23 protein-coding genes and 1 tRNA gene are annotated in these 24,532 nt (G+C 61.0%); 13 read left to right on the top strand and 11 right to left on the bottom strand.

Annotation, left to right across the window (positions count from 1 at the left end):
- Window position 1: 1 nt before the first annotated feature.
- The 6 genes from J5J09_RS01525 to J5J09_RS01500 all read left to right on the top strand — a co-directional run bounded on the left by J5J09_RS01525 (window position 2) and on the right by J5J09_RS01500 (window position 2,447).
- Window positions 2–475, top strand: coding sequence for a UPF0262 family protein (locus J5J09_RS01525; protein WP_208547957.1), 474 nt, complete (start codon window positions 2–4; stop codon window positions 473–475).
- A gap of 12 nt (window positions 476–487) precedes the next feature.
- On the top strand, window positions 488–946 hold the full coding sequence (locus J5J09_RS01520) for a low molecular weight phosphatase family protein (protein WP_208547956.1): 459 nt from the start codon (window positions 488–490) through the stop codon (window positions 944–946).
- A gap of 126 nt (window positions 947–1,072) precedes the next feature.
- On the top strand, window positions 1,073–1,291 hold the full coding sequence (infA, locus tag J5J09_RS01515) for a translation initiation factor IF-1 (RefSeq protein ID WP_004117876.1): 219 nt from the start codon (window positions 1,073–1,075) through the stop codon (window positions 1,289–1,291).
- A 37-nt stretch (window positions 1,292–1,328) separates the two neighbouring features.
- Window positions 1,329–1,949, top strand: coding sequence for a Maf-like protein (locus tag J5J09_RS01510; RefSeq protein ID WP_208547955.1), 621 nt, complete (start codon window positions 1,329–1,331; stop codon window positions 1,947–1,949).
- A 2-nt stretch (window positions 1,950–1,951) separates the two neighbouring features.
- Window positions 1,952–2,143, top strand: a complete 192-nt coding sequence (gene yacG, locus J5J09_RS01505; RefSeq protein ID WP_208547954.1) for a DNA gyrase inhibitor YacG — start codon at window positions 1,952–1,954, stop codon at window positions 2,141–2,143.
- A 228-nt stretch (window positions 2,144–2,371) separates the two neighbouring features.
- Window positions 2,372–2,447, top strand: a tRNA-Phe gene (locus J5J09_RS01500).
- Between the two features lie 56 nt (window positions 2,448–2,503).
- On the opposite strand, the gene J5J09_RS22935 is transcribed toward J5J09_RS01500, so the two are convergent.
- Window positions 2,504–2,824 carry an acyltransferase gene (locus J5J09_RS22935; RefSeq protein ID WP_208547953.1) on the bottom strand — a complete coding sequence of 107 codons (321 nt, stop codon included), beginning with the start codon at window positions 2,822–2,824 and terminating at the stop codon, window positions 2,504–2,506.
- A 356-nt stretch (window positions 2,825–3,180) separates the two neighbouring features.
- On the bottom strand, window positions 3,181–4,395 hold the full coding sequence (locus tag J5J09_RS01490; protein WP_246745765.1) for a capsular polysaccharide biosynthesis protein: 1,215 nt from the start codon (window positions 4,393–4,395) through the stop codon (window positions 3,181–3,183).
- 73 nt (window positions 4,396–4,468) lie between these two features.
- Between J5J09_RS01490 and J5J09_RS01485 the strand changes: the two genes are divergently transcribed.
- Window positions 4,469–5,977, top strand: coding sequence for a hypothetical protein (locus J5J09_RS01485; protein WP_208547952.1), 1,509 nt, complete (start codon window positions 4,469–4,471; stop codon window positions 5,975–5,977).
- An 82-nt stretch (window positions 5,978–6,059) separates the two neighbouring features.
- On the opposite strand, the gene J5J09_RS01480 is transcribed toward J5J09_RS01485, so the two are convergent.
- The gene (locus J5J09_RS01480; RefSeq protein WP_208547951.1) at window positions 6,060–7,340 is read right to left on the bottom strand and encodes a capsular polysaccharide biosynthesis protein; all 1,281 of its coding nucleotides are present in this window, start codon (window positions 7,338–7,340) and stop codon (window positions 6,060–6,062) included.
- A gap of 344 nt (window positions 7,341–7,684) precedes the next feature.
- Between J5J09_RS01480 and J5J09_RS01475 the strand changes: the two genes are divergently transcribed.
- Together J5J09_RS01475 and J5J09_RS01470 are read left to right on the top strand one after the other, a co-directional pair.
- Window positions 7,685–8,905 carry an AGE family epimerase/isomerase gene (locus J5J09_RS01475; protein ID WP_208547950.1) on the top strand — a complete coding sequence of 407 codons (1,221 nt, stop codon included), beginning with the start codon at window positions 7,685–7,687 and terminating at the stop codon, window positions 8,903–8,905.
- 123 nt (window positions 8,906–9,028) lie between these two features.
- Window positions 9,029–9,343, top strand: a complete 315-nt coding sequence (locus J5J09_RS01470; protein ID WP_208552958.1) for a hypothetical protein — start codon at window positions 9,029–9,031, stop codon at window positions 9,341–9,343.
- Window positions 9,344–9,516: 173 nt separating this feature from the next.
- Here the strand turns inward: J5J09_RS01470 and J5J09_RS01465 are convergent, their stop codons facing one another.
- From J5J09_RS01465 to xylF, 8 genes are all read right to left on the bottom strand, one after another.
- Window positions 9,517–11,409: an ATP-binding protein gene (locus J5J09_RS01465; protein WP_208547949.1), complete on the bottom strand. Its 1,893-nt coding sequence runs from the start codon at window positions 11,407–11,409 to the stop codon at window positions 9,517–9,519.
- Complete coding sequence (locus J5J09_RS01460) at window positions 11,406–12,077, bottom strand: response regulator transcription factor (protein WP_208547948.1); 672 nt, start codon at window positions 12,075–12,077, stop codon at window positions 11,406–11,408. Before J5J09_RS01460 ends, J5J09_RS01465 begins: the two co-directional genes overlap by 4 nt.
- A 13-nt stretch (window positions 12,078–12,090) precedes the next feature.
- Window positions 12,091–15,240 carry an efflux RND transporter permease subunit gene (locus tag J5J09_RS01455; RefSeq protein ID WP_208547947.1) on the bottom strand — a complete coding sequence of 1,050 codons (3,150 nt, stop codon included), beginning with the start codon at window positions 15,238–15,240 and terminating at the stop codon, window positions 12,091–12,093.
- Window positions 15,237–16,367, bottom strand: a complete 1,131-nt coding sequence (locus tag J5J09_RS01450; protein ID WP_208547946.1) for an efflux RND transporter periplasmic adaptor subunit — start codon at window positions 16,365–16,367, stop codon at window positions 15,237–15,239. The genes J5J09_RS01455 and J5J09_RS01450 overlap by 4 nt, the downstream gene beginning before the upstream one ends.
- 80 nt (window positions 16,368–16,447) lie before the next feature.
- The gene (locus J5J09_RS01445; RefSeq protein WP_208552957.1) at window positions 16,448–16,729 is read right to left on the bottom strand and encodes an EF-hand domain-containing protein; all 282 of its coding nucleotides are present in this window, start codon (window positions 16,727–16,729) and stop codon (window positions 16,448–16,450) included.
- Window positions 16,730–16,993: 264 nt separating this feature from the next.
- Complete coding sequence (locus J5J09_RS01440; protein ID WP_208547945.1) at window positions 16,994–17,776, bottom strand: ATP-binding cassette domain-containing protein; 783 nt, start codon at window positions 17,774–17,776, stop codon at window positions 16,994–16,996.
- A 13-nt stretch (window positions 17,777–17,789) separates the two neighbouring features.
- The gene (locus J5J09_RS01435; protein ID WP_208547944.1) at window positions 17,790–19,103 is read right to left on the bottom strand and encodes a sugar ABC transporter permease; all 1,314 of its coding nucleotides are present in this window, start codon (window positions 19,101–19,103) and stop codon (window positions 17,790–17,792) included.
- Between the two features lie 172 nt (window positions 19,104–19,275).
- On the bottom strand, window positions 19,276–20,313 hold the full coding sequence (gene xylF / locus J5J09_RS01430; protein ID WP_208547943.1) for a D-xylose ABC transporter substrate-binding protein: 1,038 nt from the start codon (window positions 20,311–20,313) through the stop codon (window positions 19,276–19,278).
- 221 nt (window positions 20,314–20,534) lie between these two features.
- Here xylF and J5J09_RS01425 point away from each other — a divergent pair, with 221 nt between their 5' ends.
- From J5J09_RS01425 to cheY1, 4 genes are all read left to right on the top strand, one after another.
- On the top strand, window positions 20,535–21,734 hold the full coding sequence (locus J5J09_RS01425; RefSeq protein WP_208552956.1) for an ROK family transcriptional regulator: 1,200 nt from the start codon (window positions 20,535–20,537) through the stop codon (window positions 21,732–21,734).
- Between the two features lie 385 nt (window positions 21,735–22,119).
- The gene (locus tag J5J09_RS01420; RefSeq protein ID WP_208547942.1) at window positions 22,120–23,718 is read left to right on the top strand and encodes a globin-coupled sensor protein; all 1,599 of its coding nucleotides are present in this window, start codon (window positions 22,120–22,122) and stop codon (window positions 23,716–23,718) included.
- A gap of 136 nt (window positions 23,719–23,854) precedes the next feature.
- Window positions 23,855–24,154: an STAS domain-containing protein gene (locus tag J5J09_RS01415; RefSeq protein ID WP_208547941.1), complete on the top strand. Its 300-nt coding sequence runs from the start codon at window positions 23,855–23,857 to the stop codon at window positions 24,152–24,154.
- Window positions 24,151–24,516: a chemotaxis response regulator CheY1 gene (gene cheY1, locus J5J09_RS01410; protein ID WP_028738986.1), complete on the top strand. Its 366-nt coding sequence runs from the start codon at window positions 24,151–24,153 to the stop codon at window positions 24,514–24,516. Before J5J09_RS01415 ends, cheY1 begins: the two co-directional genes overlap by 4 nt.
- Window positions 24,517–24,532: the final 16 nt, after the last annotated feature.

Genomic DNA, 24,532 nt, shown 5'->3' with positions numbered 1-24,532 from the left:
GATGGCGGATGGGGACTTCCGGCTCTGTGACGTGATCCTGGACGAGACGATCGGTCGCTCGACCCCGGATGTCGAGCACGAGCGGGCGGTCGCCATCTTCGATCTGATCGAGGAGAATTCCTTCGAGCCTGTCGGTCACAAGGGTGGCCCCTACAAGCTCTACCTCTCGCTGGTCGACAGCAAGCTTGTGTTCTCGATCAAGACCGAGGCGGAAGAAAGCGTTGTTACCCATATTCTATCGCTCACGCCGTTTCGCCGGATCATCAAGGACTACTTCATGATCTGCGAGAGCTACTACGAGGCGATCCGCTCCTCGACTCCGAGCCAGATCGAGGCGATCGACATGGGACGCCGGGGCATCCACAACGAGGGATCACAGACCCTGCTGGATCGGCTCTCGGGCAAGATCAGGATCGATTTCGACACCGCCCGGCGACTGTTTACGCTGGTCTGCGTGCTCTACTGGCGCGGCTAGGACCGGGCGGCGATGACGGAGGAAAGCGAGGGCGCATCGAAGGACAGGCTGCCGGGTGCGATCCTCTTCGTCTGCGGCATGAACGCGATCCGATCGCCGATGGCCGAAGCCTTCGCCCGCCATCTCCTGCCAAAGGGCGTTTATGTCGCTTCGGCCGGTGTGCGCGCCGGTGACCGGGACCCTTTCGTCGATGCCGTTCTGGACGAGGTGGGACTGACGCTTGGAAGCCGCCGACCGCAGACGCTCGACCAGTTGGAGGACGACTATTTCGACTTGGTCGTGACACTCGCGCCCGAAGCCCATCACGCCGCACTGGAGCTGACACGCTCCTCCGCCGTCGAGGTCGTCTACTGGCCGATGCCCGACCCGACCGTTGCGACCGGCTCGCGCGACCAGGTTCTCTCCGCCTACCGGGAAGTGCGCGATCGGCTGGAGCGCCTGATCCGCGAGCGGATTCTGAGCCGCGCCTAGGCGCTGAGAAACAAAATGGAAAAGCGTTTGCTACGTGGTTCACAAAACCGCGTTGATTGTGTAGTTTCCGCCCACATTTTCCGGACCGGGTGTCCGTGAACCGTCTGACAGAAAGAAAATCCTTCCATGCCTAAAGAAGAAGTCCTCGAATTTCCCGGTGTCGTCACCGAACTCCTGCCGAACGCGACATTCCGCGTGAAGCTGGAGAACGAGCACGAGATCATAGCCCATACGGCCGGCCGCATGCGCAAGAACCGCATCCGTGTTCTGGCGGGCGACAAGGTGCTCGTCGAGATGACACCCTATGACCTGACCAAGGGTCGCATCACCTACCGCTTCAAATAAGGCGCGCAAGCGCCGACACTCCGAGACGCCAGGCCCGATGGAACTGAGACAGAAGCTGATACTGGCCTCCGGCTCGCCGCGCCGGCTCGACCTGCTGAAGCAGGTCGGCATCGAGCCTGACCGCCTGATGCCGATGGATCTCGACGAGACGCCGAAGAAGTCCGAGCATCCCAGATCGCTCGCAAGACGTCTGTCGATCGAAAAGGCGAAGGCAGCGCTTGCCGTGATCAAGCCGGACCTTTCCTGGAACGGCAGCTACATCCTCGCGGCCGACACGGTCGTCGCCGTCGGGCGCCGGATTCTGCCGAAGGCCGACCTCATGGAGGAGGCATCCTCCGCTTTGCATCTGCTCTCCGGTCGCAGCCATTGGGTCTTCACCGGCATCTGCCTGGTGACGCCGGATCGGACGGTGCGCCAGAAGGTGGCCGAGACCAAGGTTCGCTTCAAGCGCCTGTCGACCGCCGATATCGACGCCTATCTTGCCTCGGGCGAGTGGCGCGGCAAGGCGGGTGCCTACGGTATCCAGGGAATTGCCGGCAGCTTCGTGCAGAAGCTCGTCGGTTCCTACACCAACGTCGTCGGGCTGCCGCTTTTCGAGACCATGCAGCTTCTTTCGGGCGAGGGCTTCGACGTTCGCTCGGGCTGGGCGGAGGGCTGACGATGGCCGAACCCGCCAAGGTGGCGCCGCTGCGCAAATCCCGCCCCTGTCCCGAATGCGGCCGTCCCTCGATCCGGGAAAGCTACCCCTTCTGCTCGGAGCGCTGCCGTTCCGTCGATCTCTCGCGCTGGCTGGGCGGCCGCTATGCCATTCCGGTGACGGAAGACGAGAGCAAGGCCGACTACGACGACTAGCGGCAGATATCAGGCTTGGCCCAGGGTCCTGGTGGGTCGGATCGGACCGAAAACCTGTCCTAACCCACCGTAATCCAAGGACTTCTTCGCCATCACGAAATCCTGTCAAAAAACTGCCGTTTAGCGCTGGACATGCACGAACAAGATGCTATAACCCCGCTCGTTCCGGGGCAAACCAAGCCCCCGGCCGGTCGCTAAGGCGCACTGGAAGGCTTCACGAAGCCGGATGCCCGGATAGCTCAGTTGGTAGAGCAGCGGATTGAAAATCCGCGTGTCGGTGGTTCAAATCCGCCTCCGGGCACCATTTTTCTCCACGTGGTTAGCTGGAAATTTATAGCGCTCCGAACGGTTCGTGGAGCGTCATTGCCGCCAGGCCTCCATCTCAGCCTCGCTGTAGCGCTTCCTGAGAAGGCGCGACCACGTCACCCCGCTCTTGATAACCTTTGCCGGCGCGCCGGCTATGATCGTGCCGCTGCCGACAAAAGACTTGGTCACGAATGACCGCGCTCCGACGATATTGTCGTCGCCAATCGTTACGCCCTTGCTGATGATGGCGCCCATGCCGATCCATACGTGGTCGCCGATCGTGACAGGGCCGGCCAAGTTCAGTCGTTCTCCGGTTTTCCGATCTATGACTGAATGCGCGTCGGTCGTCCGGATCTCGACATATCTCGAAAGCATGCAGTGTCGTCCGATAGAAACATTCGATGACTCATGGCAGAGGATCGAGGTCCCATTGGAGGTCGTATGATCCCCCACCGCGACCGTTTGCCCATTGCCTTTAATCGTGATGCTTCCGGTGAAGTTGACCTGTCGTCCTAAGCGGATCGTGTTTCGGCTTCCTCGAAATTTGATGTTCCCTTTCAGCCTCGCCCCCTCATCGAAAATCACCGAATTATTCTCGCCATTCTCGACGATGATCTGGCCTCCCAAAGACGCGCCAGTGCCCTTGACGAAGACCGCGCCTCTCGGTGTCTTTTGCCGCCGGTTTAACAATCTGACGGACCAGTCAATTGCCCACCACATTCTCCAAGGCCTCACGCGACCGTTGCGGCTAAGGTCGCCGCAGGTGTCTTGTCCACGCCCGCCCTGCGGGCCGCAAGCAATTCTTGCATAAGCTCGATGGCGCGCTCTATATCGATTTTCTCATGCGTGAAGGGATCGCGATATGTCGGGTAGAGCATATATGCCGCGGCGAAGATTTGCAGCACGTTCAGCTTTCGCGTTCTTCGAGGGCAGAGCTGGCGATCGTCCGTTATGCCCCAGCCAGAATAGAAAGGGCACCCCAGCGTCGTTACGGGAATACCCCGCAGCAGCGCCTCGAAACCGCCAAGAGAGGTGATCGTGTAAACGTGATCCACGGTCCGGAGGGCATCGGGGAGCGGAATGCGCTCTGTCACTATCGTGGCGATGTCCCTCACATCGTCCGGCTCCGAAACTTTATTGCGAGAGCCGAACAGGACATCCGGGTGGGGCTTGTAGATGATCTGCGCGTCAGGATTTTCGGCTTTGGCGAGGCGCACCACATCGTTGTTGTCGATCGGCCTGTCGCAACCGTATTTGATCGATGCGTCCGTCTCCACCTGCCCCACAACGAGGATTCTCCGGGCGGTCTTAGGTCCGTACACGACTTCAACATCGAAAGTCGGCGCGAAATTATATTTGCTGAGTCCCATGGAAATGAGCTTGTCGCGGCAATCAGACGCCCTCCGCATCAGTTGTCGATCCGCATCGAAGTCGTAGTTCTGGAGGATCGTTTCCAGATCCGAGGGACGGGTCGCATCGAAATAGAGTCCCTGGCGATCGAAGCAGAGCGAGAGAGGTTGCTGCCGCTCGTTACCGAGTCCAGTGCTGCGGATGAACCCGTCCTCGCAGTAGGTAAGCGGCACCCCATGTTCTCGGGCGAATTCGTAGACCCAGGGTTTCGCGCGGTAGCCCCAGGTCAGGATCTCAGAGTCGGGGTTTGACAGCAGGGCTTCGGCAAAGTTTCGTTGGAACAGGGTATTGGGCATCGTCATGCCCATAATCAGCACCTCAGAGCCCGGAAACCATGATGGGATATAGGATTTCCGATCATCGAAGTGAAAGGCAAACACCCTCGGCTTCGCTTCCGACTTCCAGCCGGCGCTGTCGAGAAACGGACGGAGGCTCTGCGGTAAGGAGACGCCCTTCTTTTTTTTGCCAAATACCCATCGCCAGGACAGCAACAACAGTCTCCTTATCTCGATCCCAATTGTCATCGCCGATTCCATCCCTGTCTGCTATAAGCCCGATTCTTTGAAAGATTCCGATGCAACGATAGTCGGCAAACCGCAAGAAAAGAATATGTGGAATACGGATCAATTTGCGAGCGACGGCGGTCCCGATGCGCAGGATTGGTTTGCCGGATGGCAAGTCACGGTTAATCCGATCGACAATCCCCGGCCCACAGGAGCTCCCTTGGTCGGGTATGTGAGATGGATACCCGAACACAGCGATGTCCTGATTTCGCGGGTTATAGCCGCGTGTCCTCACCTCGATTTCGTTGATCTGCAGCTGTTTTCCGGACAGTCCGATCCTACGAGCCGGCGGGCCATCACCCAGGCGGCGGAAAGAGAACCGGTGCGCTTTCGCCGCCTTGTTCTTGCCCGACTCACAAGCTTGAAGCAGGCTGGACTGAAACTCGTGATATTTACGCTCGACTGGACCGCGCCGCTCAGGGAAATCGTTTTTGCTTGCCGAAGCCTTGGCATAGCAACGGTCCTCATTCCACATGAAAGCGTATTTTCGACGCAAGACACCTATTACACCCAAAAGCGTCGCAAAACCAACGCGCCTTTGGTGGATCACGTACTCTGCTGGGGCGAGCTTCAAAAAAAAATCTTTGCCGAAAGAGGCTACCCTTCCCAACGGCTGACCAAAGTAGGATCACCTAAACTGGATTTTGACGTGAGATATCGGCCGATCCTCACAACGGAGCAATTCAAGTCTCTGTTCGGCATCCCCGAGGCTGCTAAAATCCTAGTCTTCGCCATGCAGCCGATGGACAACTACGCTGACAAGGTGGAAGCACGCCAGCGACAAGCGGCCGCCGTCAGTGATGTTCTTCGGTATAGCACGGAACGTGGTCATCACTTGATCGTCCGCACGCCGCCGGCACGGGAGCAGATACTGCCCGACTTTGTCTGGAACCGATTGAGTAAGGCTAGAAATGTGTCCGTAGACATCGCCGGTCAATATATTCTGACACCGGAGGAGACTATTGCCCACGCGGACATAGTCTGCTCGGTCAACAGCACGATGCTATTTGAGGCCCGGTTGATGGAGGTGCCGAGCATTGCGATGAAGTATATTGATTTGCCGAGCATCTGGGAGAATACCGATATCGCGATCGCGCGTTCCGGCCTGGAGTTCAGTATGAAAGCAGACCGGCTCTTGGAAAGTGGACGTCAGCCGATGTCGAAAACCTGTCTTTCGTGGGCCAGTCGCGAGTTCTCCGATGCGGAATTCGGTATCGACGGAAAATCCTTGGAGAGGATCAAAGGCGCTCTCGATAGCATTCTTTCCGTCCACCAGGCTCCGATGCGATTAGGCATCAGGGTAAACGACCCATCGACTGACATCTTCTATCCCTCCTCCGTAACGGCTAGCGATGATCTGGTCGCCACTTACGGAAAAGACAAGCTGGCCAGCCTTCTGGGGGTTTCCGCCGTCTTTGAGATGTCATCGCCCTATGAGGCCGCGTCAGGTGACGTATTTGTCGCGTCTACCACATCGCTGGATCCTGCCTTCGATCGATATGGTGTGGAGTTGGGTCGCCCGTTGCTGCGCTTCGACCCGGACCGTTCACGGTAGCCAGTGGGTCAGTAGCCGGCTCCACGTGGGAGGCGGACGATGTGCCGTCAACGGCCGTTGTCCTTGAGAGTGTACTGAAACGTCACCGCCTTCGCCGCGGCGGGTCGAATGGATACAATACACGTCCCAGCAGGCGCATTCGGGGCGATGTAAGTTCCCTGAAAAAACGAATGGGACTGTCGTTGTAGCGTTTAACGTCTTTCTCGTTACCCAGACGCCCGATCAGGGGTGCGACTATGTATCTCAGCAGATGTCGCCATCCCATCAAACCATATGGCCCCCAAGCTTCCCACATAAGTTGGAGATCCTCAAACTCATCGACATGATCGGGTTTCTCAAGCCGCACCTTGATCCAGTCGACCGCTTGTTCGAATGTAATGCGTTGACCGGTGTGTGGATCGAAATAGGCGGGATAGAGGATATAGGCGGCGGCAAATACCTCTTCGATACTTCTCTTTCGTGTCCGACGGGGATTTGGCTGCCGGTCATCCGTCAGACCCCAGCCGGCGTAAAAGGGGCAGCCGACTACGGTAAGCGGAATGCCGCGCATTAAAGCTTCGAAGCCTGCCAGCGATGTAATCGTATAAGCCTTGTCGATCGTATCGAACGACCGTGACAGGGGAATGTTTTCTCGGATGACGACGGAAATGTCTTCGACATCGGCTGGATCGGACTGAGCCTCCCTAAGCCCGTTCAGCACGTCCGGATGTGGCTTGTATATGATCTGAGCGTCGGGATTTTCCTCGGCGGCAAGCCTGACAAGGTCGTTGTTGGTGCATGTTCGGGCGCAGCCAAATCGGATGGACGCGTCGTCCTCCACCTGTCCGAGGACGAGAATGCGCCTCCTGTCCTTTTCCCCGAGTATATCATTCAGACTTCGGGTGGAGACGGAGTTGTATTTGCTGATACCTCCCCCGACGATCAGATCGATTCCCTGTCTCGCTCGCTTCAGAAGATTGGGATCTTGGGTAAACTCATGCGTTTCTAGCAAGCTTTCGAGATCGCAAGGGCCCCTACTGTCGAAGTAGGGTCGTTGCCGGTCTAGCGCGAGCGATAAAGGAGGAGTCCGGCTTGCATTGGGTCGGAATGATCTCAGAAAGCCATCCTCAATGAAGTAGCACGGCAATCCTGTCGCTTCCAGAAAGGCGTCAAGACTTGGGGGGGAATTCTGCCCCCAGACAAATATCTCAGCCTCTGGCATTCTATTTATTTTGGGGACCCATTTCTTCCGGAACGCAAAATCATCAACTTTCAAGGGTAAATATATAAATTTCCTATCCGGGAAATAACTCGCAAAGACGTCTTTCTTCCATCCGACCACGTGAAAGGCGAAGGTGGGTACTTTTTTTATGCGAGTAGTCATTCGATTTTCTGCATATGTTGGCCCACGTCGCTACAAATCATTGTCACATAGCGCCGCGCGATGGGTCCTTGATATCGTTGAACGGCGACAAATGAAAGATTAGCCACAAAAACTGCCTTTGGCGCTCCTCATGAGGAAAACAGCCCAGCATTATGGTGCTAGGCGCGGTTGGCAATCGCACCTGCACGCTGTTACGGTCGCGAATTAGCTCGTTTGGGTTCCTGGGACATATTCGGCCCTCCGGAAACCAACACGCCCGTGTAGAGTTTTGCATAATCGCAGTTCCGGTTGGTTGATCCCCATGCAAAATTCCTCCGTTGTCATCCCCCACAATAAGGAGCACCATGCCCGACGTCACGCCCCTTTCAGACCACACCCCCCCCGACTTTACCGACCTCACCGCCCGCTCCACTCACCTCCACGCCTGGCTTGAAACCGCCGCCCTGCCGTTCTGGTGGGAGAAGGGCGCGGCATCCGGCGGGGGGTTCTTCGAGCGGTTGGGTCAGGACGGTGAGCCCGTGTTCGGCGATGACCGGCGGGCCAGGGTCCAGCCGCGGCAGGTCTATTGCTACGCCATGTCTGGCGCTGCCGGTTGGAACGGGCCATGGCCTGCCGCAGTCGAAGAAGGATTGTCGTGGTTCGATGCGACCTACAGGCTGGAGGATGGCCTCTACGGCAGTCTCGCCAATGCCGAGGGCGTGTTGATCGATCCGTCCTTCGATCTTTACAACCAGGCCTTCGCGCTTTTCGCGGCGGCGGCCGTGGCCACGGCCGAGCCTTCGCGGGCCGCCGAGCGGGAGCTTTATGCACTCGGCATTCTCGACCGGTTGAAGCAGGTCTACGCGCATCCGGAGGCCGGCTTCCACGAAGCCATGCCGCCGAAAGAACCGCTCTGCTCCAACCCGCATATGCATCTCTTCGAGGCAGCGATGGCTTGGGAGGACGTGCCTAATAGCAGCGTCCGCTGGGCCGCCCTGGTCGATGAAATCGCCGATCTGGCCTTGACACGGTTCATCGATGGCGAAACCGGAGCCTTGCGGGAGTTCTTCGATTTGAACTGGCGCCCCATGCCCGGCGAAAAAGGCCGTATCGTCGAGCCGGGACACCAGTTCGAATGGGCTTGGCTGCTCGCCCGCTGGGGCGAGCGGCGCCAAAACGGCGATGCCCTTGCCAGGGCCCGACGTCTTTTCGACATCGGCGAGGCCCACGGCATCTGCGCGGACCGCCAGGTGGCGATCATGAGCCTTTACGACGACTTTACGGTGCACAACGCCATGGCGCGGCTGTGGCCGCAGACCGAGTGGCTGAAAGCGGCGGTGCGCCTCGCTTTGCTTGGCAACGCGGCGGAGCGGGAGCGGTATGTGGCCTCGGCCCACCGGGCGCTCGATGCGCTGGAGCCATTCCTCGCGACCCCCATCAAGGGGCTCTGGTGGGACAAGTGGCCGGCTGATGCTCCGATGATCGACGAGCCTGCGCCGGCAAGCACGTTCTACCACATCGTCTGCGCCATCCTGGAGTTCGACTGGGCCGTAAAGCGGCTGGAGCGTCTGCAGGAAGCCGGCTAGGCCGGCGAGCCCCCATGTTTATGGCATTCCGCAACGCAGGGTTCGGCCGCATAGTCTGGTCCATCGGATGACGCTCGCGCCGGACGCGCAGCCAGACCTGTGGAGGGACCAGCCATGATAAGCATGACATCGCATCGACGCGCCTGCACCGCTTTGGCAATAGCGGCGCTTGCCCTCGTCACCGGCGTTAGCGTCGAACCGCAGCCGGCACATGCGGTCGTCTACTGCAAGGCAGTCGGCGTGCCGAAAGGCTGCGTCGCGCGGCCTGCGCCTGTCGTGTACTGCACGCGCCCGGGTTACCCCGTCGGCTGCGTCGCTCGTCCTGCCGGAGCCGCCGTCTACTGCACGCGTCCGGGTTATCCTGTCGGCTGTGTTCCGGGTCCCGCCGGCACTCCGGCCAATCGTGGCGGACCGGTCAACCGGCTTGGGATCCGCTGATTTCCCTGCATTGCCCAAACCACCCTCAAATCCAGGAAACGGAGCGACTCTCCACTCGCTCCGGTCGACGCCCGGCATAGATCAGCCGCGCTGCCGTCCACAGTCGCGGCGGAGCCCCCACTCCATGCCGGGCGTCGAGCATTGCTTGAGCCCGTTTCGGACGCCTGATGCCTTCAGCCGGATCCGGGTGTCGCGGGAAAAATCCTCGGCAATGCGATATCGACGGCCGTGCCATAGGGCCCGCTGTCGATCGTCAGGGTGGCGCCGCAGAGCATGGCGCGTTTGCGCATGTTTGAAAGGCCGAAGCCTGTCGAAGCCGTCGTCGCAGCGGCCTGATCGAAGCCGCGTCCGTCGTCGCGAATGGTAATATGCAAGGCGGGTGCGCCCTCTGCTCCCTCCGCTGTCCGCAGGATGACCGAAATCGTCTTTGCTACGGCGTGTTTGACGGCATTGGTCACGGCTTCGTCCATCAATCGCACGATCTGGATCACGTGCCAGGGGCGAAGTTCCGGGAAAGTCAGGTTCATGTCTGTCGTCCGCACCTGCCAGTCGAGCGTGATCTGGTGGGCACGAAGCTGCATGTCGGTGCGTTCCCGCCAGGAGGCGAGGGCAAGAAGCAGGTCTCCGTCGACATCCTCCATCGCGTCGATCACCAGCCTGAGGTCCTTCAAGGCCGCGCGTGCCGCCTCGCCGATCTTGCCGGTGTCGCTGCCATGGCGCTCGCTGAGCGCGACGATGCGGACGAGTTGTCCTCCAAGCCCGTCGTGCAGGTCGCGCATCAGGCGGTCCCGCTCTTGGGCGAGTGCTTCGGCCCTGTCGCGCGCCTGCTCGCGCGCGAAGCTTTGCCGCAGCTTCTGTTCGGCTTCGGTTATCTTCACCATCAGCTGGTTGGCGAACCCGTCGATCCGGTTGAGAGCCTGCACGAACCGCGCGGCCAGCAGCGTGCCGAAGGCGATCAGAATCGCGGAGTAGGACAGCGAAGCATAGAAGTATTTGCCGCCTGGCAGCAGGTTGAACAGGGCGAGCAGATCATGCCCCATGCCCGCCATGACGATGGTCATGGCGGTTCCCATCAGGAAGCTGGCGCCGTCTCCCTTCTCTATCGCCGACCGCGTGAACAGCGACCAAACGATGACGGCGTGGGCCATGACCGTCGGTGGACCGAGCAGGAGAAAGGAATACTGGATCGCCCGCTCGTCACCGATGAAGCCGGCGACGAGAAAAACCGGCGCCGGCGCCAGAAGCAGCCACCACCATCGGGAGCGATATCCGGTCTGGGCCAGCGCGAACGGAACAACCAGAACGCTCTCCACGACGATGAGCACACCGATCAGCGGCACCGCCTCGACACTCCCGAAGGAGAAGAGCGCATTCCGGATCACGCCCGCGACCAGTGCCAGCGCGAGAAGCCCATAGGCAGTCTCCTTACGTCGGCTGAGCCAGATCATCCCGAGCAGCAGGGCGAGCAGAAAACGCCACGCGAAGAAGATCAGGGGGAGTGTCTGGAAGAGGCGCAGACGCGCGTTGTAGGAAGGCCTGAGTTCCCGGTCCGGTCCGGCATAGATTGCTTCGAGATGTTTGGCGATGGGGGGATCGGAGATCAGCGCGATCTGCACTTCGTTCGGGCCGGGCCTGAGCACAGTGTCGGGAATGATGGTGAGGAAAGGAAGGTTGAGCTGCGCCTTGCCGGCAGACGGATCGGCACCGGTGTCGCCGATCTCGACTCCGTTCACGAGCACCCTGACATCGACGATGAAGCGCGGAATGAAGATCGACCACACCTCGCGGCTTTGCGCCGGACGTTCGAACGTTGCAGTGTATGCGAGTTCCTGCTTGTCGCCGTCGCGTGTGGCGACGAGATCCGGCAGAGCCACGTCGTGCTCCCGTCCATCGCTGTCGCTTCTGATGATCGCACCCAGACGGTAGGTTTCCGACGGCAGGGGTAGATCGACGGAGAAGAACAGGACAGCCGCAAGCACGGCGATAAGCTGGAGTGGCAAATAGAGCAGGGCCTTCCGCAGGCTCGGGTGGCGCTCGACGGACGCTGCGGCCTCCGTCTCGCTCATAGTTTGATCAATCCCTGCTGCACGGCTTCGAACACCGCTTCGCCGCGTGTGTTGACCTCGAGCTTGCGATAGATGTTCTTGATGTGTCCGGGAACCGTCTGTCGCGAGATGCCGAGATGGTCGGCGATATCGGAGTAGCTGAAGCCCTTGGCGATACCCCACAGGATATCGATCTCGCGCGGTGTCAGCTTCGCAGTATTGAGAGCGGTCGTGGCCTGGCTGCGACCGGCGCCCTGGCTGTGCCGTACGATGAAGCGGGCGATCGAGGCTGAGATCGGGGAATGGCCGGCGACCAGATCGCGCACGGTCTCTACCACGTCCGCAGGAAATGCGTCCTTCAGCAGGTAGCCATTGGCACCTGCGGTAATGGCCGCGATCACGCTTTCCTCGTCGCCCAGGATCGAGATCACCATGATCTCGGCCTCCGGGTATTTCTGCCGCACCGCGCGGATCAGGTCTATGCCGCTGCCATCAGGCAACCGCAAATCGGAGAGCAGCACGCGGACCGGATTGGCGGAGAGGAATTGTCGGGCTTCCTCCAGATTGGCAGCCTCCTCGACAGCGAATTCCTCCGCGCCGCGCAATGCATCGCAGACGCGCCAGCGGACCGGCGCGTCGTCCTCGACGACAAGAACCTGTATACGATCCCGGACCGTCCCCTTGTTCATCCCCTTGCCCCTTTCAGCCCGAACCGGCGGCATGCGGCGGCGCACCCGCCGTCCTGCGTCGTTTAAGCCATTCCTCGAACCGTTGCAGGACGACGAACAGCGACGGCACAACCGCAACCGTCAGGCATGTCGAGCCGATCATGCCAGTAAAGACGGCGATGCCAATCGATTTCTGCGCGCTCGCGCCGGCGCCTGTCTGCAGCACCAGCGGCAGCACGCCCAGGATGAAGGCGATCGAGGTCATCAGGATCGGACGCAATCGCACGCGGGCGGCCTCGATCGCCGCCTCGACGATGCTTTTGCCATCATGTGCCCTAAGTTGGCGGGCGAATTCGACGATCAGGATGGCGTTCTTGGCCGACAGCGCGATCAGGAGCACGAGGCCTATCTGCGTGTAGAGATTGACCGGAGCATTCAGCGCCAGCAGCGTCAGCGCCGTTCCGATGAGGGCAAGTGGCACCGAGACGATGACGGACACCGGCGCCAGCCAGCTTTCGTACTGTCCGGCGAGCACGAAATAGACCAGCAGCAGGCTCAGGGCGTAGACCACATAGATCTGCCCGCCAAGCATCTTCTCCTGCAGAGAGGCCGCCGTCCACTCGGCCCCGTAGCCGCGCGGCAGGCTGTCAACCCGGACGTCGAGCGCGTCCATGGCCTCGCCGGAGGAATATCCTTCTGCTTGCGAACCGGTGATCTGGGCCGCGGGATAGAGATTGTAGAGGCTGATCAGCGACGGGCCGGTGACTTGCCGTATGTCGGCGAGCGCCGAAAGAGGCACCATTTGCCCCGACCGGCTGCGGACCTTGATCTTGTCGAGATTCTCGATCGCGACCCGGTCGCCAGCTTCCGCCTGCAGGTAGATCTGGAACACACGTCCGAACAGACTGACCTGTCCGGCATAGCTGGAACCGATATACTGGCTGACGGTGTCGTAGACGCTGCCGCTATCGACATCGAGCGCTTCCGTCTTCGTCCGATCCACGGAAACGGCATACTGCGGAGCGTCGGCCCGGAACGGAGTGAAGGCCTCGCGGAACACCGGATCGTCTTTCAGCGACTGCAGCATTGCAGCCGCCTCGGTCTGGAGCGCGGCATAATCGAAACGACCGTCGCGGGATTGAAGCTGCAAAGAGAAGCCGGCGGCATTGCCGATCCCCTGGATCGGCGGCGGCGGGAGCACCAGTGCCTGCCCGTCCGGCAGGTTCGCGGTTGCCTCCCGCATGCGGGTGTAGAGGGAGCGGAGATCCTCGTTCGTCTGGCGCTCCTCCCAGTCCGTCAGGATGGCGTAGACGATGCCCGAACTCGACTGGCTGGCATTGCCGTTGAGGGCGGAGACGCCGCTGATCGCGATGACGGTATCGACGGCCCCGATGGTTTCCAACCGCTGCCGGACATCGTCGAGCGCGTCCCTCGTGCGTTCCAGGGAGGCACCTTCCGGAAGCTGCACGGAAATCAGGAAATAACCCTGGTCCTCGACGGGCAGGAAGGCGCTTGGCACACGCGAAATGAGGAACCCGGAGATCCCGACCAGCAGGATCGTCGCTATGCTGACGACGCCGCTGAACGAAACGAGGCGCCTGATCATGCCGACATACGCGCGTTCGCATGCGTCATAAGCGACGTTGAACCCGCGATAGACGAGGTTCGTCTTGTGAGAAGGGGAAGGCGCGCGAAGCCAGAGCGCGCATTGCGTCGGCTTCAGGGTCACGGCGTTGACGGCGCTGATGACGGCGGTTGCAGCGATGACCAGGGAAAACTGCCTGTACATCTGGCCACTCAGGCCCGGAAGGAACGCCGCAGGCAGGAAGACGGCAAGCAGCACGAGGGTGATGCCCACGATCGGCCCGGTCAACTCGTCCATCGCAAGCGCTGCCGCCTCGCGCGGCGATTTGCCCTCGCGCAGATGGCGCGCCGCCGCCTCGACGACGACGATCGCGTCGTCGACAACAATGCCGATCGCAAGAATGATGGCAAAGAGAGTCGAGAGGTTGATGGTGAAGCCGAAGGCCGCCATGGCGGCGAAGGCCCCGATGATGGTCACGGGAACGGTCGTCGCCGGCACGAGGGTCGCTCGCCAGTCCTGGAGGAAGATCAGGATTACCAGGAGAACCAGGACAGCCGCCTCGAACAGCGTGTGGTACACGTCGGAGATGGCGGCGGATACAAAGCGGGTGGTGTCGAAGGGTATGGCGTACACAAGCCCTTCGGGAAAGGCGGCAGACAGCGTCTCCATTTTCACCTTCACGCGCCCTATGACATCGAGAGCATTGGCTTCAGGCAGCAGGAAAAGCGCGATGCCGGCCGCCGGTCTGCCGTCCATGGCGAAGTCCTGGCTATATTGCTGGGCGCCGAGCTCCACCCGCGCCACATCCCGCACCCGCGTGATCTCGTTGCCATCAGCCTTGACGATGACATCTTCAAACGACGGCACGTCGCTTAGCCTTGAATCGACCGTCAGCGTGTACTGGAAATCCTGTCCCGACGGCACCGGTGGTAGGCCGATCTGGCCGGCGGCGGTGCTGCGGCTCTGCCGGGCAATCGCGTTGGCGACATCGGCCGGCACCAGGCCGCGCGCGGCCATTCGTTGCGGGTCCATCCAGATGCGAACGGCATACTGGCCCGAGCCGAAGACGACGACATTGCCGATACCCGGCACGCGCAGCAATTCATCGACGAGGTTGATCGTCGCGTAATTCGCCATGAACAGGCTGCCATGGACGGGATTGTTGGACGACAGCGCGACGATCGACATGATCGCGGTCGAGCGTTTCGCGGTCTGCACGCCCTGCGACTGCACCGCGTCCGGAAGCGCCGGAATTGCGCTTGCCACACGGTTCTGCACCAGAACCTGCGCCTCGTCCGGGTCCGTCCCGATGGCGAACGTGACCGTCAATGTGTAGGAGCCGTCGCTGGTCGAGGTCGATTGCATATAGAGCATGTTCTCGACGCCGTTGATCTTCTGTTCGATCGGCAGCGCCACCTCGCGAACCAGTGTCTCGGCATTTGCGCCTGGGTAGCGCGCCGTCACCTGGATCGAGGGCGGGACGATATCCGGATACTGCGCAACCGGCAGGCCGATCACCGCAACGAGACCAAGGATCACCATCAGGATCGAAATGACGTTGGCGAGAACCGGCCGATCGATGAAGAAACGGGCGATCATGGCGCCACCTCTTGCGGCATTGCCTCGACCGAAACGACTTGCCCCGGCGCTACGGCGGCACCCCCATGCATCACCACCCGGTCATCCGGCTCAAGGCCTGAGCGAATTTCGCGTCGGCCGGCTTCGGCTGGCGCGCCAATCTCCACGAGCCGCTGCTCGATGCGGTTCCCTTCGCCGACCACCAGAACGGTCCGGCCTTCCTGCGTGTTGCCGATCGCCCTTTCAGGGACCGTCAGAGCATCTGGGCGCATCGCGACAGCGACACGAACCTCCACGAACATCCCGGGTGAGAGCAGAAGGTCCGGGTTGGCGATCTCCCCCCGCAGCGCCATCGTTCCACTCGTCGGGTCTATTTCCGGGGCCACGTAATCGAGAGGACCGGTGAACGGATAGCCGTCACCATCGGTGAGCGAAAGTTCCACGCTGACGGGTAGGCCAAAATTGCCGACCTTAATGCCGCGCTCCAGCATTTTGCGACGGATTTCCACCACCTGCCGGTCGGTCGCCGTGAAATTCACATGGAGCGGATCGGGCTTGACCAGGGTCGCCAGTTTCTGTGCTGCCGCGCCGTTGATATAGGCGCCAACATCGGCAAGGCGTGCGGACAGGATTCCGTCAAAGGGCGCGGTGATCTCGGTGTATCCGAGGTTCAGTTCGGCGGTCCGCAGTCGCGCCCGTGCCGCCGCCAATTGCGACTCGGCAATGGCCTGCTGTGCGATTGCATCTTCGAGCGCGCTTGCCGAGACGACGCTCTTGTCCTTGAGGTCGCGCTGCCGCGTCAGATTGGCAGCCGCCTGTGCGAGGCTCGCTTCTTGTTGCCGCACATCCGCCTGAGCGCTTGCGAGGCTGATCTCGTATGGCTCGCGTTCGATGCCGAAGATCACATCGCCCTTTTTCACCTTTTCTCCGTCCCGGAAGTTCACCTTTTCCAGCAGGCCGGACGCCCGTGCCACGAGGTCAACCGATTGCTCGGCGGCAAGTGTTCCGGTGGACTCGAGGTATTGAACCACGTCCATCGCTTTCGGCTTTTCGACCGCCACCAGCGGCAACGGCTCCTGCGCCCCGGCACCCGAGGCGAGTGCCAGGACGACAAGGGCAGCAAGCCTTCCCGAGCGTTTTCCGATCATCGCGTAGTCCCCATCGATATGATGATCCTTCGAATCCCGTGAGACGGGCCGGGAAGGGCGCTTCCCCGACCCGTCTTCGATCAGCGCATCGCCGCCAGTTCGGCCTGCGTGATCGACCCATCCTTGTTCTTGTCGATGCGGGCAAAGGCCTGGGCATAGAGATTGGCCGATTGGATCTTCTTCGCGTTCGGCCGTCCCGCCTGTGCGGCGGCATCTATGAAAGCGGCGAATTCGGTCTTGTCGAGTGCGCCATCGGCATTGGCATCGACTTTCGCGAACATTTCCTGGGCGGTTGCCGAGGACGCGGCGACCAGCAACAACGCCGTCGCGATGGCGGGAATGGACTTGATGAACTGCAACATGGATGTCTCCTCAATATGTGTCGAAGTCGAAACGAATGATCAGTCCGGCGCGGCCGGTGAAGCGGGCCGAAAGCAGCCTGCCCGGTAGGTGGCGGGAGCCATCGGCGTCTCTCCTGCGAGTATGGATAACCCGAAGCACCTTGCGCCGCATGCCATGTTCATGGGGGGCAAGATCCGATGTGCCTATTCACCGGCTGAAACAGAAAAAGCCGCAGCGATCTGTGATCGCTGCGGCTTTGTCATTGCTGAAAGAACGGCGGCCTGTCAGCCCTTGATCGCTCCGGGGCCGGGCGTCGCGCCCGGAGGGCACTTGCCCATGATGATCATGCCGAGCACTTCGTCCTTGGTGACGTCCTGGGTGCGGGCATGGCCCACGACCTGACCGTTCTTCATCACGAACACGCGGTCCGCGAGGTCGAACACGTCATGGATGTCGTGGCTGATCAGGAAGATGCCGATGCCCTCGGCCTTCAACTGCTTGATCAGTTCGCCAACCTGCGCCGTTTCCTGCGGGCCGAGCGCGGCTGTCGGCTCGTCCATGATCAGGATGCGGGCGTTGAACAGGATGGCGCGTGCGATCGCCACCGACTGCCGCTGGCCACCGGAAAGCGCCTTCACCGGCTCTTTGAACCGCTTGAAGTTGGGGTTGAGGCGCCCCATGACTTCCCGCGCCTTGGCCTCCATCGCCACGTCGTCGAGCGTGCCCCACGGCGTCTTGAGTTCGCGGCCGAGATAGAGATTGGCGGCGGCGTCGACATTGTCCGCGACGGCGAGCGTCTGGTAGATCGTTTCGATACCATATTCCTTGGCATCGCGCGGGTTGCGGATATCAGCCGTCTCACCGTTGATCATGATGTCACCGCTGTCGCGCCTGTAGGCACCGGAGAGTATCTTGATCAATGTCGACTTGCCGGCGCCGTTGTGGCCGAGCAGGGCCACGACCTCACCGGGATAGAGGTCGACGGACGCCTTTTCGACGGCATGAATCCCGCCGAAGGCTATGGAAATGTCCTTCATTTCCACGAGGGGAGTTTTTTGCTCCGTCATGATGGACTCCTGGTTACTTGGCGCGGGCGCGGTAGACGGTATCGAGCCATACGGCCACGACGAGCACCATTCCCACCACGATGCGCTGAAGGGGTGTGTCGATGCCGAGGAGCACCATGCCGGACTGAAGCGACTGCATGACAAGCGCTCCGAGCATCGCGCCGGCGACCGTGCCGACACCGCCAGCGAGCGATGTACCGCCGATGACGGCTGCCGCGATGGTGTAGAGCTCGTCGAGTTCGCCTTGGGCGTTCGTCGCGGCATTAAGGCGCGCCGTCGAGATCGCCGCCGCGATGGCGCACAGAATGCCCATCAGAGCGAAGATGCGTACCGTCACCCAGCGGGTCTTGATGCCGGCGAGTTCAGCCGCTTCCGGATTGCCGCCGATGGCAAAGACGTACCGGCCGAAACGCAGGCGGGTCGCGATGAAGGTCATCACGATGCCCACAGCAATGGCGATCAGGACCGGCACGGCAATGCCGTGTGAAATCTGCAGTCCGCCCTCGGGCCATGCGATGCCGTTGGCGTCCGCGTAGCGGCGGGCAATCGCGACTGGCCAGTAATAGCTGTTGGCGATCAGCACGGCCCCAAGCACGATCACGCAACCGAGCGCGCCGATGACGTATTCCGCCCAGATCGGCTTCCGGGGAAAGGCAAAGCGCTTGCGCTGGCGGCGGGCATTGATGATGGCACCGACGATCGCCACGCAGGCGACGAGGCCAACGACCCAGCTCCATGTCGCGCCTACCGATCCCTCGGTTCCGCCACCCATGAGGCGGAAGGTGGGGTTCATCGGCGCAACGGTCTGGCCGCTGGTCACGAACCAGGTCGCGCCGCGCCAGACGAGCAGTCCGCCGAGCGTGACGATGAAGGACGGGACGCCGAGAAATGCGATGATGCCGCCATGAAGGGCACCGATCATGGCGCCAACGGCGAGACCGCTTCCGAGCGCCACAATCCAGATCGCGGGATGATCGAAGCCGAGCATCTGCGGAAGAATCTGGGCCTGCATCACGCCCATGATCATGCCGGTGAAGCCCAGGATCGAGCCGACCGACAGGTCGATGTTACGGGTGACAATGACCAGTACCATGCCCGTCGCCATGACAGCGACCGAGGAGGTCTGGACTGTCAGGTTCCAGAGGTTGCGCGGTGTCAGGAACAGACCGCCGGTCAGAAAATTAAAGCCGACCCAGATGATCAGCAATGCGCCGACCATGCCGAGAAGGCGGGTGTCGATCTCGGTCGCTCGAAAAAAGCGCGTCACCGGGTTGGCGTCCGCCTGACGCGGTCCGCCTGTTGTCGTCGAATGCATGTTATCGGCCATTCTTGCCGTTCCCCACCTCTTCAGGCGCGTTGTCGTGGTTTCCCGGAGACGGTCCCGACTTGCGCTGGCTCCGGTGGCGCCGCTCAGGCGACGTCACCTCTCAATGACGATCCCGACGCCACGCCGCGGAGCGGGCAACGTCGGGATGTTTGGTCTGACGTTCGTGCTTGCCTTAGTTGCAGGCGGCGACGGAGCCGGCTGCAACGCCCTGGCAGGCCTCTTCCTTGCTGATCCAGCCTGCGTCGATGACGACGTTCAGGTTGTCTTTGGTGATCGGCATCGGAGCGAGGAACACCGACTTCATTTCAGCGCCCTTCGGGCCGCCGGTGAAGGTCTGGACGTTCGGGATTTCGTCCATCGACTTGCCTTCGGCGAGCGCCAGCGCGATCTCCGCTGCGTTCTTGCCGAGGTCGCGGGAGTCCTTCCAGACCGACACGGTCTGCGTACCGAGAGCGACGCGGTTCAAGGCAGCCTTGTCGGCGTCCTGACCCGAGACCGGTACGGAACCTGCAAGACCCTGAGCGTCGAGTGCGGCAATCGCGCCACCAGCGGTACCGTCGTTAGACGCGACGACGGCGTCAACGGCGTTGTTGTTCGCGGTCAGGAACTGCTCCATGTTCTTCTGAGCATTTTCCGGCTTCCAGCCGTCGGTGTAGGCTTCGCCGACGTTCTTGATCTTGCCGCTGTCGATCGCTTCCTTCAGCACTTCCATCTGTCCGGAGAACAGGAAGTCGGCGTTCGGGTCGGACGAGGAGCCCTTGATGAACACGTAGTTGCCTTCCGGCTTCACCTTGAACACTTCGCGGGCCTGCATACGGCCGACTTCCTTGTTGTCGAAGGTGATGTAGAACGCTGCCGGGTTTTCGATCAGGCGGTCATAGCCAACGACCGGGATGCCTTCAGCAGCTGCCTTTTCGATGGCCGGGCCGATAGCTTCGGAGTCCTGTGCCAGAACGATAATGGCATTGGCGCCCTGGGCGATGAGCGACTCGACGTCAGTCAGCTGCTTTGCGGCGGACGACTGTGCGTCAGCGGAAATGTACTTGGCACCGGCAGCTTCCAGTGCGCCCTTGATGGCAGCTTCGTCGGTCTTCCAACGCTCTTCCTGGAAGTTCGACCAGGAGACGCCGACGATTGTTTCGGCCATGGCTGCAGTATGCATGGTGACGATGACGGCCGCGCTGGCCATCAGCTTGAAAACGGTATTCATGATGTCCTCCCAAGTGACAGAACGGCCACCTCTCCTCAGCAAGCAGGCGACCGCGGAACGTCTGTCGAAAAGGCCTAAAAGACTTTTTTCTCGACAGTCGAGAAATTAAATGTCAGAGAATCCGGGAGCTGTCAACATGCGCCAGGAAGAGCCGGAAAGGCCCCGTGTGGCAGCTTCGGGAGGAATATGCGAGCCGTCGCGGCGGTTGGGAGGTTGGTTACATGCTGGCCAAATCGAGCACCGAACTGGTGCGCCAGCAAAACAGCCATATCGTGTTGAGGGCGCTCAGGCTGCATGGCCGCCTGTCGCATACGGAAATCAGCGATTTCACCGGGCTCGCCTCCGCCACGGTATCGGCGATTACAGCCGATCTGGAACGCGCCGGGATCATCGAGAAATCGGAGCAAAAGCCGCTGTCTGGACGCGGCCGACCGCGTGTCCTCTTTACCCAGCGGCGCGGACATAGCTACCTCGTTGTGGTCATTATCTCCTCCGACGTCGTCCAGTACTCGCTTGCCGACTATTCCGGAACCCTTATCGATCGTTTCACCGAAACGCGTGTGGCCGGGGGCGTGGGGACTTTCATGGAAGGCGTGCAGCGTGCGCTGGAGAGGATGATCGAGCGAAACCGGGTATCGCCCTCCGCCGTGAGGTCGATCTCGATCAGCAGTAAGGGTCTCGTCGACTCGAGCGCGCCCGTCCTGCTGTGGTCGCCGGTCCTCGGTACTGAGCGCGTTGACTTCCAGGCAGGCCTGTCGCCACGCTGGCCGGCACGCATTCTCTTGAGCAATGAAACGCTTCTTGTCGCCCGGGCGCTGGGCCAGAAATCCGAGCGACGTTTGGGCCCCGACTTCCGCGGTCTCGTCACGCTGTCGCTGGGACACAGCATCGGGCTGGGCTTGGCCCTGCGCCGTGACCAGGATATCGATATTTCAGCGCCGAATTTCGGTCATATGTTGCACGTCCCGGGAGGGGCGCTGTGTCGTTGCGGGTCGCGCGGCTGCATTGAGGCTTATGCCGGTTTCTATGCGATCTTGCGAACCGCTTTCGAGGTTCCGCGTGACACCATCCCCGCGAAATTCGTCCCCCTGCAGGAGGTCGACAAGCTCGCCATTCGTGCCAGAAGCGGCGAGCGTATGCCAAGCTACGCCTTCCGCGAAGCAGGGCTCGCCCTCGGATACGGTCTCTCGAGGCTGCTGAGCCTCTACGGTCATCTACCGATCTCGGTCACGGGGCCGGGCGCCCGCTATTTCGATCTTCTGCATCCCGGACTGGTTGACGGGTTGAGCGAGGCCCAGGTCGTGCGGATGTTCGGCGTGCCGGCTCTGTCGGTGGTGTCGGACGAACCCATGCTCGTATTCGAGGGGCACCTCGACGGTGCCCTCACCGTTATGGATGAGGACCTGGTGGCCGGCGCCTGATCCGGAACGGGGCATGGAACCGTGGCCCGGACACAGCGCAGGTCAGGATTTACAGGGCCTTTGCCTTCTTTTCGATTTTCCTTAAAAATAGGTGGGTGCTATAGATTTTATTAACCTTCGGGCAAGGAATTAACCATAAGACTTGTCGTATACGTCGGAGTGGGACCGTAAATCTTCGGTCCCCGCCAGGCATGAAGCCGCCCGCCGTACCGGTTCCGATCCGGTATGTTTTCATTGAAGAAGTGCCAGGAGCAACCTTCTGTGGGAACGGCGTTGCCCGCTTTTATGGTCGGGTGGCGGTAGAAATCCCCTGAATGCGCCTGGCTTGCAATGCGGCCGCCGTGAATGGCGACGTCAGCGGGGATCACAGGGCGTGGGGCAGGACTTGCCGACAGACGGAGCGAAAGCGGCCCAGGCTAGCAGCCTGAGGGATCGCCTGCGTTTTGCCGGTCTGGACGAGGAGACCAGCGAACGTCTGCGCCAGAACAGACCCATGATGCTGCCTCTAGTCGAGCGCGGCTTGAGGGATCTTTTTCAGCGCTTTGCCACTTCGCCGGATGCCACACGTGCCTTCACCGGCGAGCGCCAGGCCGACCGGCTTCACGACATTCTCCTCTCCCATTTTAACGTTCTCACGGACGCGCGCTTCGACGCGCTCTATGCCGAGCGGGTCAAGGTGCTCTCCGACACCGAGAGCAAGATGGGGCTCGACCCGCGCTGGACGGTCGCTGGCCACGGCGTTCTTCTTGAGCACATGCTGGCGGGCATACTCACCGAAATGTCCGGCCGCCGCTTCCTTCCGGTCGGCAAGCGTCGGCAAAAGGAAATGGCCAGTCTGGCCGCCGCGCTTGTCCGTCTCGTCATGGTCGATGCCGAGATCGCCGTCTCGCTGCGGTTCAATGAGCTCCGCATCAAGCATCACAATGAACTGGCAGGCCTGCGAGAGCGCGAGAGGGCGCAAGTCGTCTCGATCTTTCAGCCGGCCCTTGATGCAATGGCACGCCGCGATCTGTCCGTGACGATCGAGAGCGAGGTCCCGACGGAATACCGGGACATGGCAGATGCGTTCAACGCCGGCGTAAGGGAACTCGGCGATCTGCTTGAGAACGTTTCCCAGCGCGTCTCGCAAACCCATGAGGCCGCGTCCCGAATCAAGGACTATCATATCTCTCAGACGCATCTCGGCGCCGAACAATGTCGGGAACTGGCCGAAGCGTCTGCCGCGCTGGAGCGTGTCTGGTCACGTCTGCGGGAAAGCACGGACCAGAGTTCGGCTGCCGAGAAAGCTGTGTCCGTCACGCGCGAAGCTGTCGAACGCAGTGGTCAGGTTGCGGGTCGCGCGATCAGCGCTATGGCCGACATTGAAACCTCGGCGGAGCAGATCGGCCACATCATTGGTGCAATCGATGAAATCGCCTTCCAAACCAACCTTCTCGCGCTGAATGCCGGCATTGAGGCCGCCCGCGCCGGCGATTCCGGCCGGGGCTTCGCCGTCGTTGCACAGGAGGTTCGTGCGCTTGCCCAGCGGTCGGCGGATGCCGCCCGCGAGATCAAGACGCTTGTTGCTACGACCAAGTCGCAGGTCGACGCAGGCGTCGAGATCGTCGGCGAAACGCAACGCATGATCGGCGAGATCGCCGGCCAGGTTTCCGGTATCAACGAAACCATGTCGGGACTGTCGGTGCTTGCCAGTGAAAACGCCGGCAGTGTCGGCGAGCTCTCCGGGACCTTCCGCTCCATCGGCAACCGAGCAACTTCGATGGGCGGAGCGGAGACGGAAGCGGATGAATTGCATACCGTTATCCTGGAGCTCGGCGAGACCGTCAGGCAGTTCCATCTGCAGCGCCGTCACGAGGCCGCGCCCGCGACGCAATCACCGCGCCGCGGCGCGCAATCGCAGCCGGTTCGGGAGCATCCGCTGCCGGCATCGCCTAGCGAACCTGACTTTTATTATCCCAATCATCTCGCGGGGCTGAGCGCATGAGGGGATTATTTACCACATTTGGATACACAGAAAACACGAGGGTGGAAAACCGCGGCTCGGAAGGCGCTGAGCGCCGACTGCCGACGGGAAGCCCGAGGGCGTTCTTTGGACGAGTTGAAAGACGAGGAAGCAATTGATGGCTGCAAAGAAGAATGATCCGGGCAACTTCAAGCTGGCGAGCGTGCTGGATTTGAACGAAGCCTCCAATCTGAAGGCCAATCTCCAGTCGTTGCGCGGCAAGCCGGTCGCCGTCGATGCCTCAGGCGTCGAGCGTCTCGGCGTGCAGTGCGTGCAGGTGCTCATGGCGGCTGCGAAGACCTGGGAGAGCGACGGAAAGCCGTTTGTCGTGGCCAAGGCTTCCGATGCCTTTTTGAAGACAATGCAACTGATTGGCGTGAACATCGAGCACCTGCTCGCGAAGGAGATTGCGAAATGAAGAAGAAGGTACTGACCGTCGACGATTCCAGGACGATACGGAACATGCTCCTGGTGACGCTCAACAACGCGGGATTTGAGACGATCCAGGCGGAAGACGGCGTCGAAGGCCTTGAGGTTCTCGAGGAGTGCAACCCGGACGTCATCGTCACGGACATCAACATGCCGCGCCTTGATGGCTTCGGTTTCATCGAAGGCGTCCGGCGCAACGAAAAGTACCGGGCCATCCCGATCCTCGTGCTGACGACGGAAAGCGATGCCGAGAAGAAGAACCGTGCTCGCCAGGCCGGCGCGACGGGCTGGATCGTCAAGCCCTTCGATCCGACAAAGCTGATCGACGCCATCGAGCGCGTAACCGCCTAAGCCGGGAATTTCTCCT

Origin of the sequence: Ciceribacter sp. L1K22 (assembly GCF_017599385.1) — a bacterium.
GTDB lineage: Bacteria > Pseudomonadota > Alphaproteobacteria > Rhizobiales > Rhizobiaceae > Allorhizobium.
The sequence above is the reverse complement of the archived record's forward strand: the minus strand, read 5'-3'. Positions and strand labels throughout refer to the sequence as shown.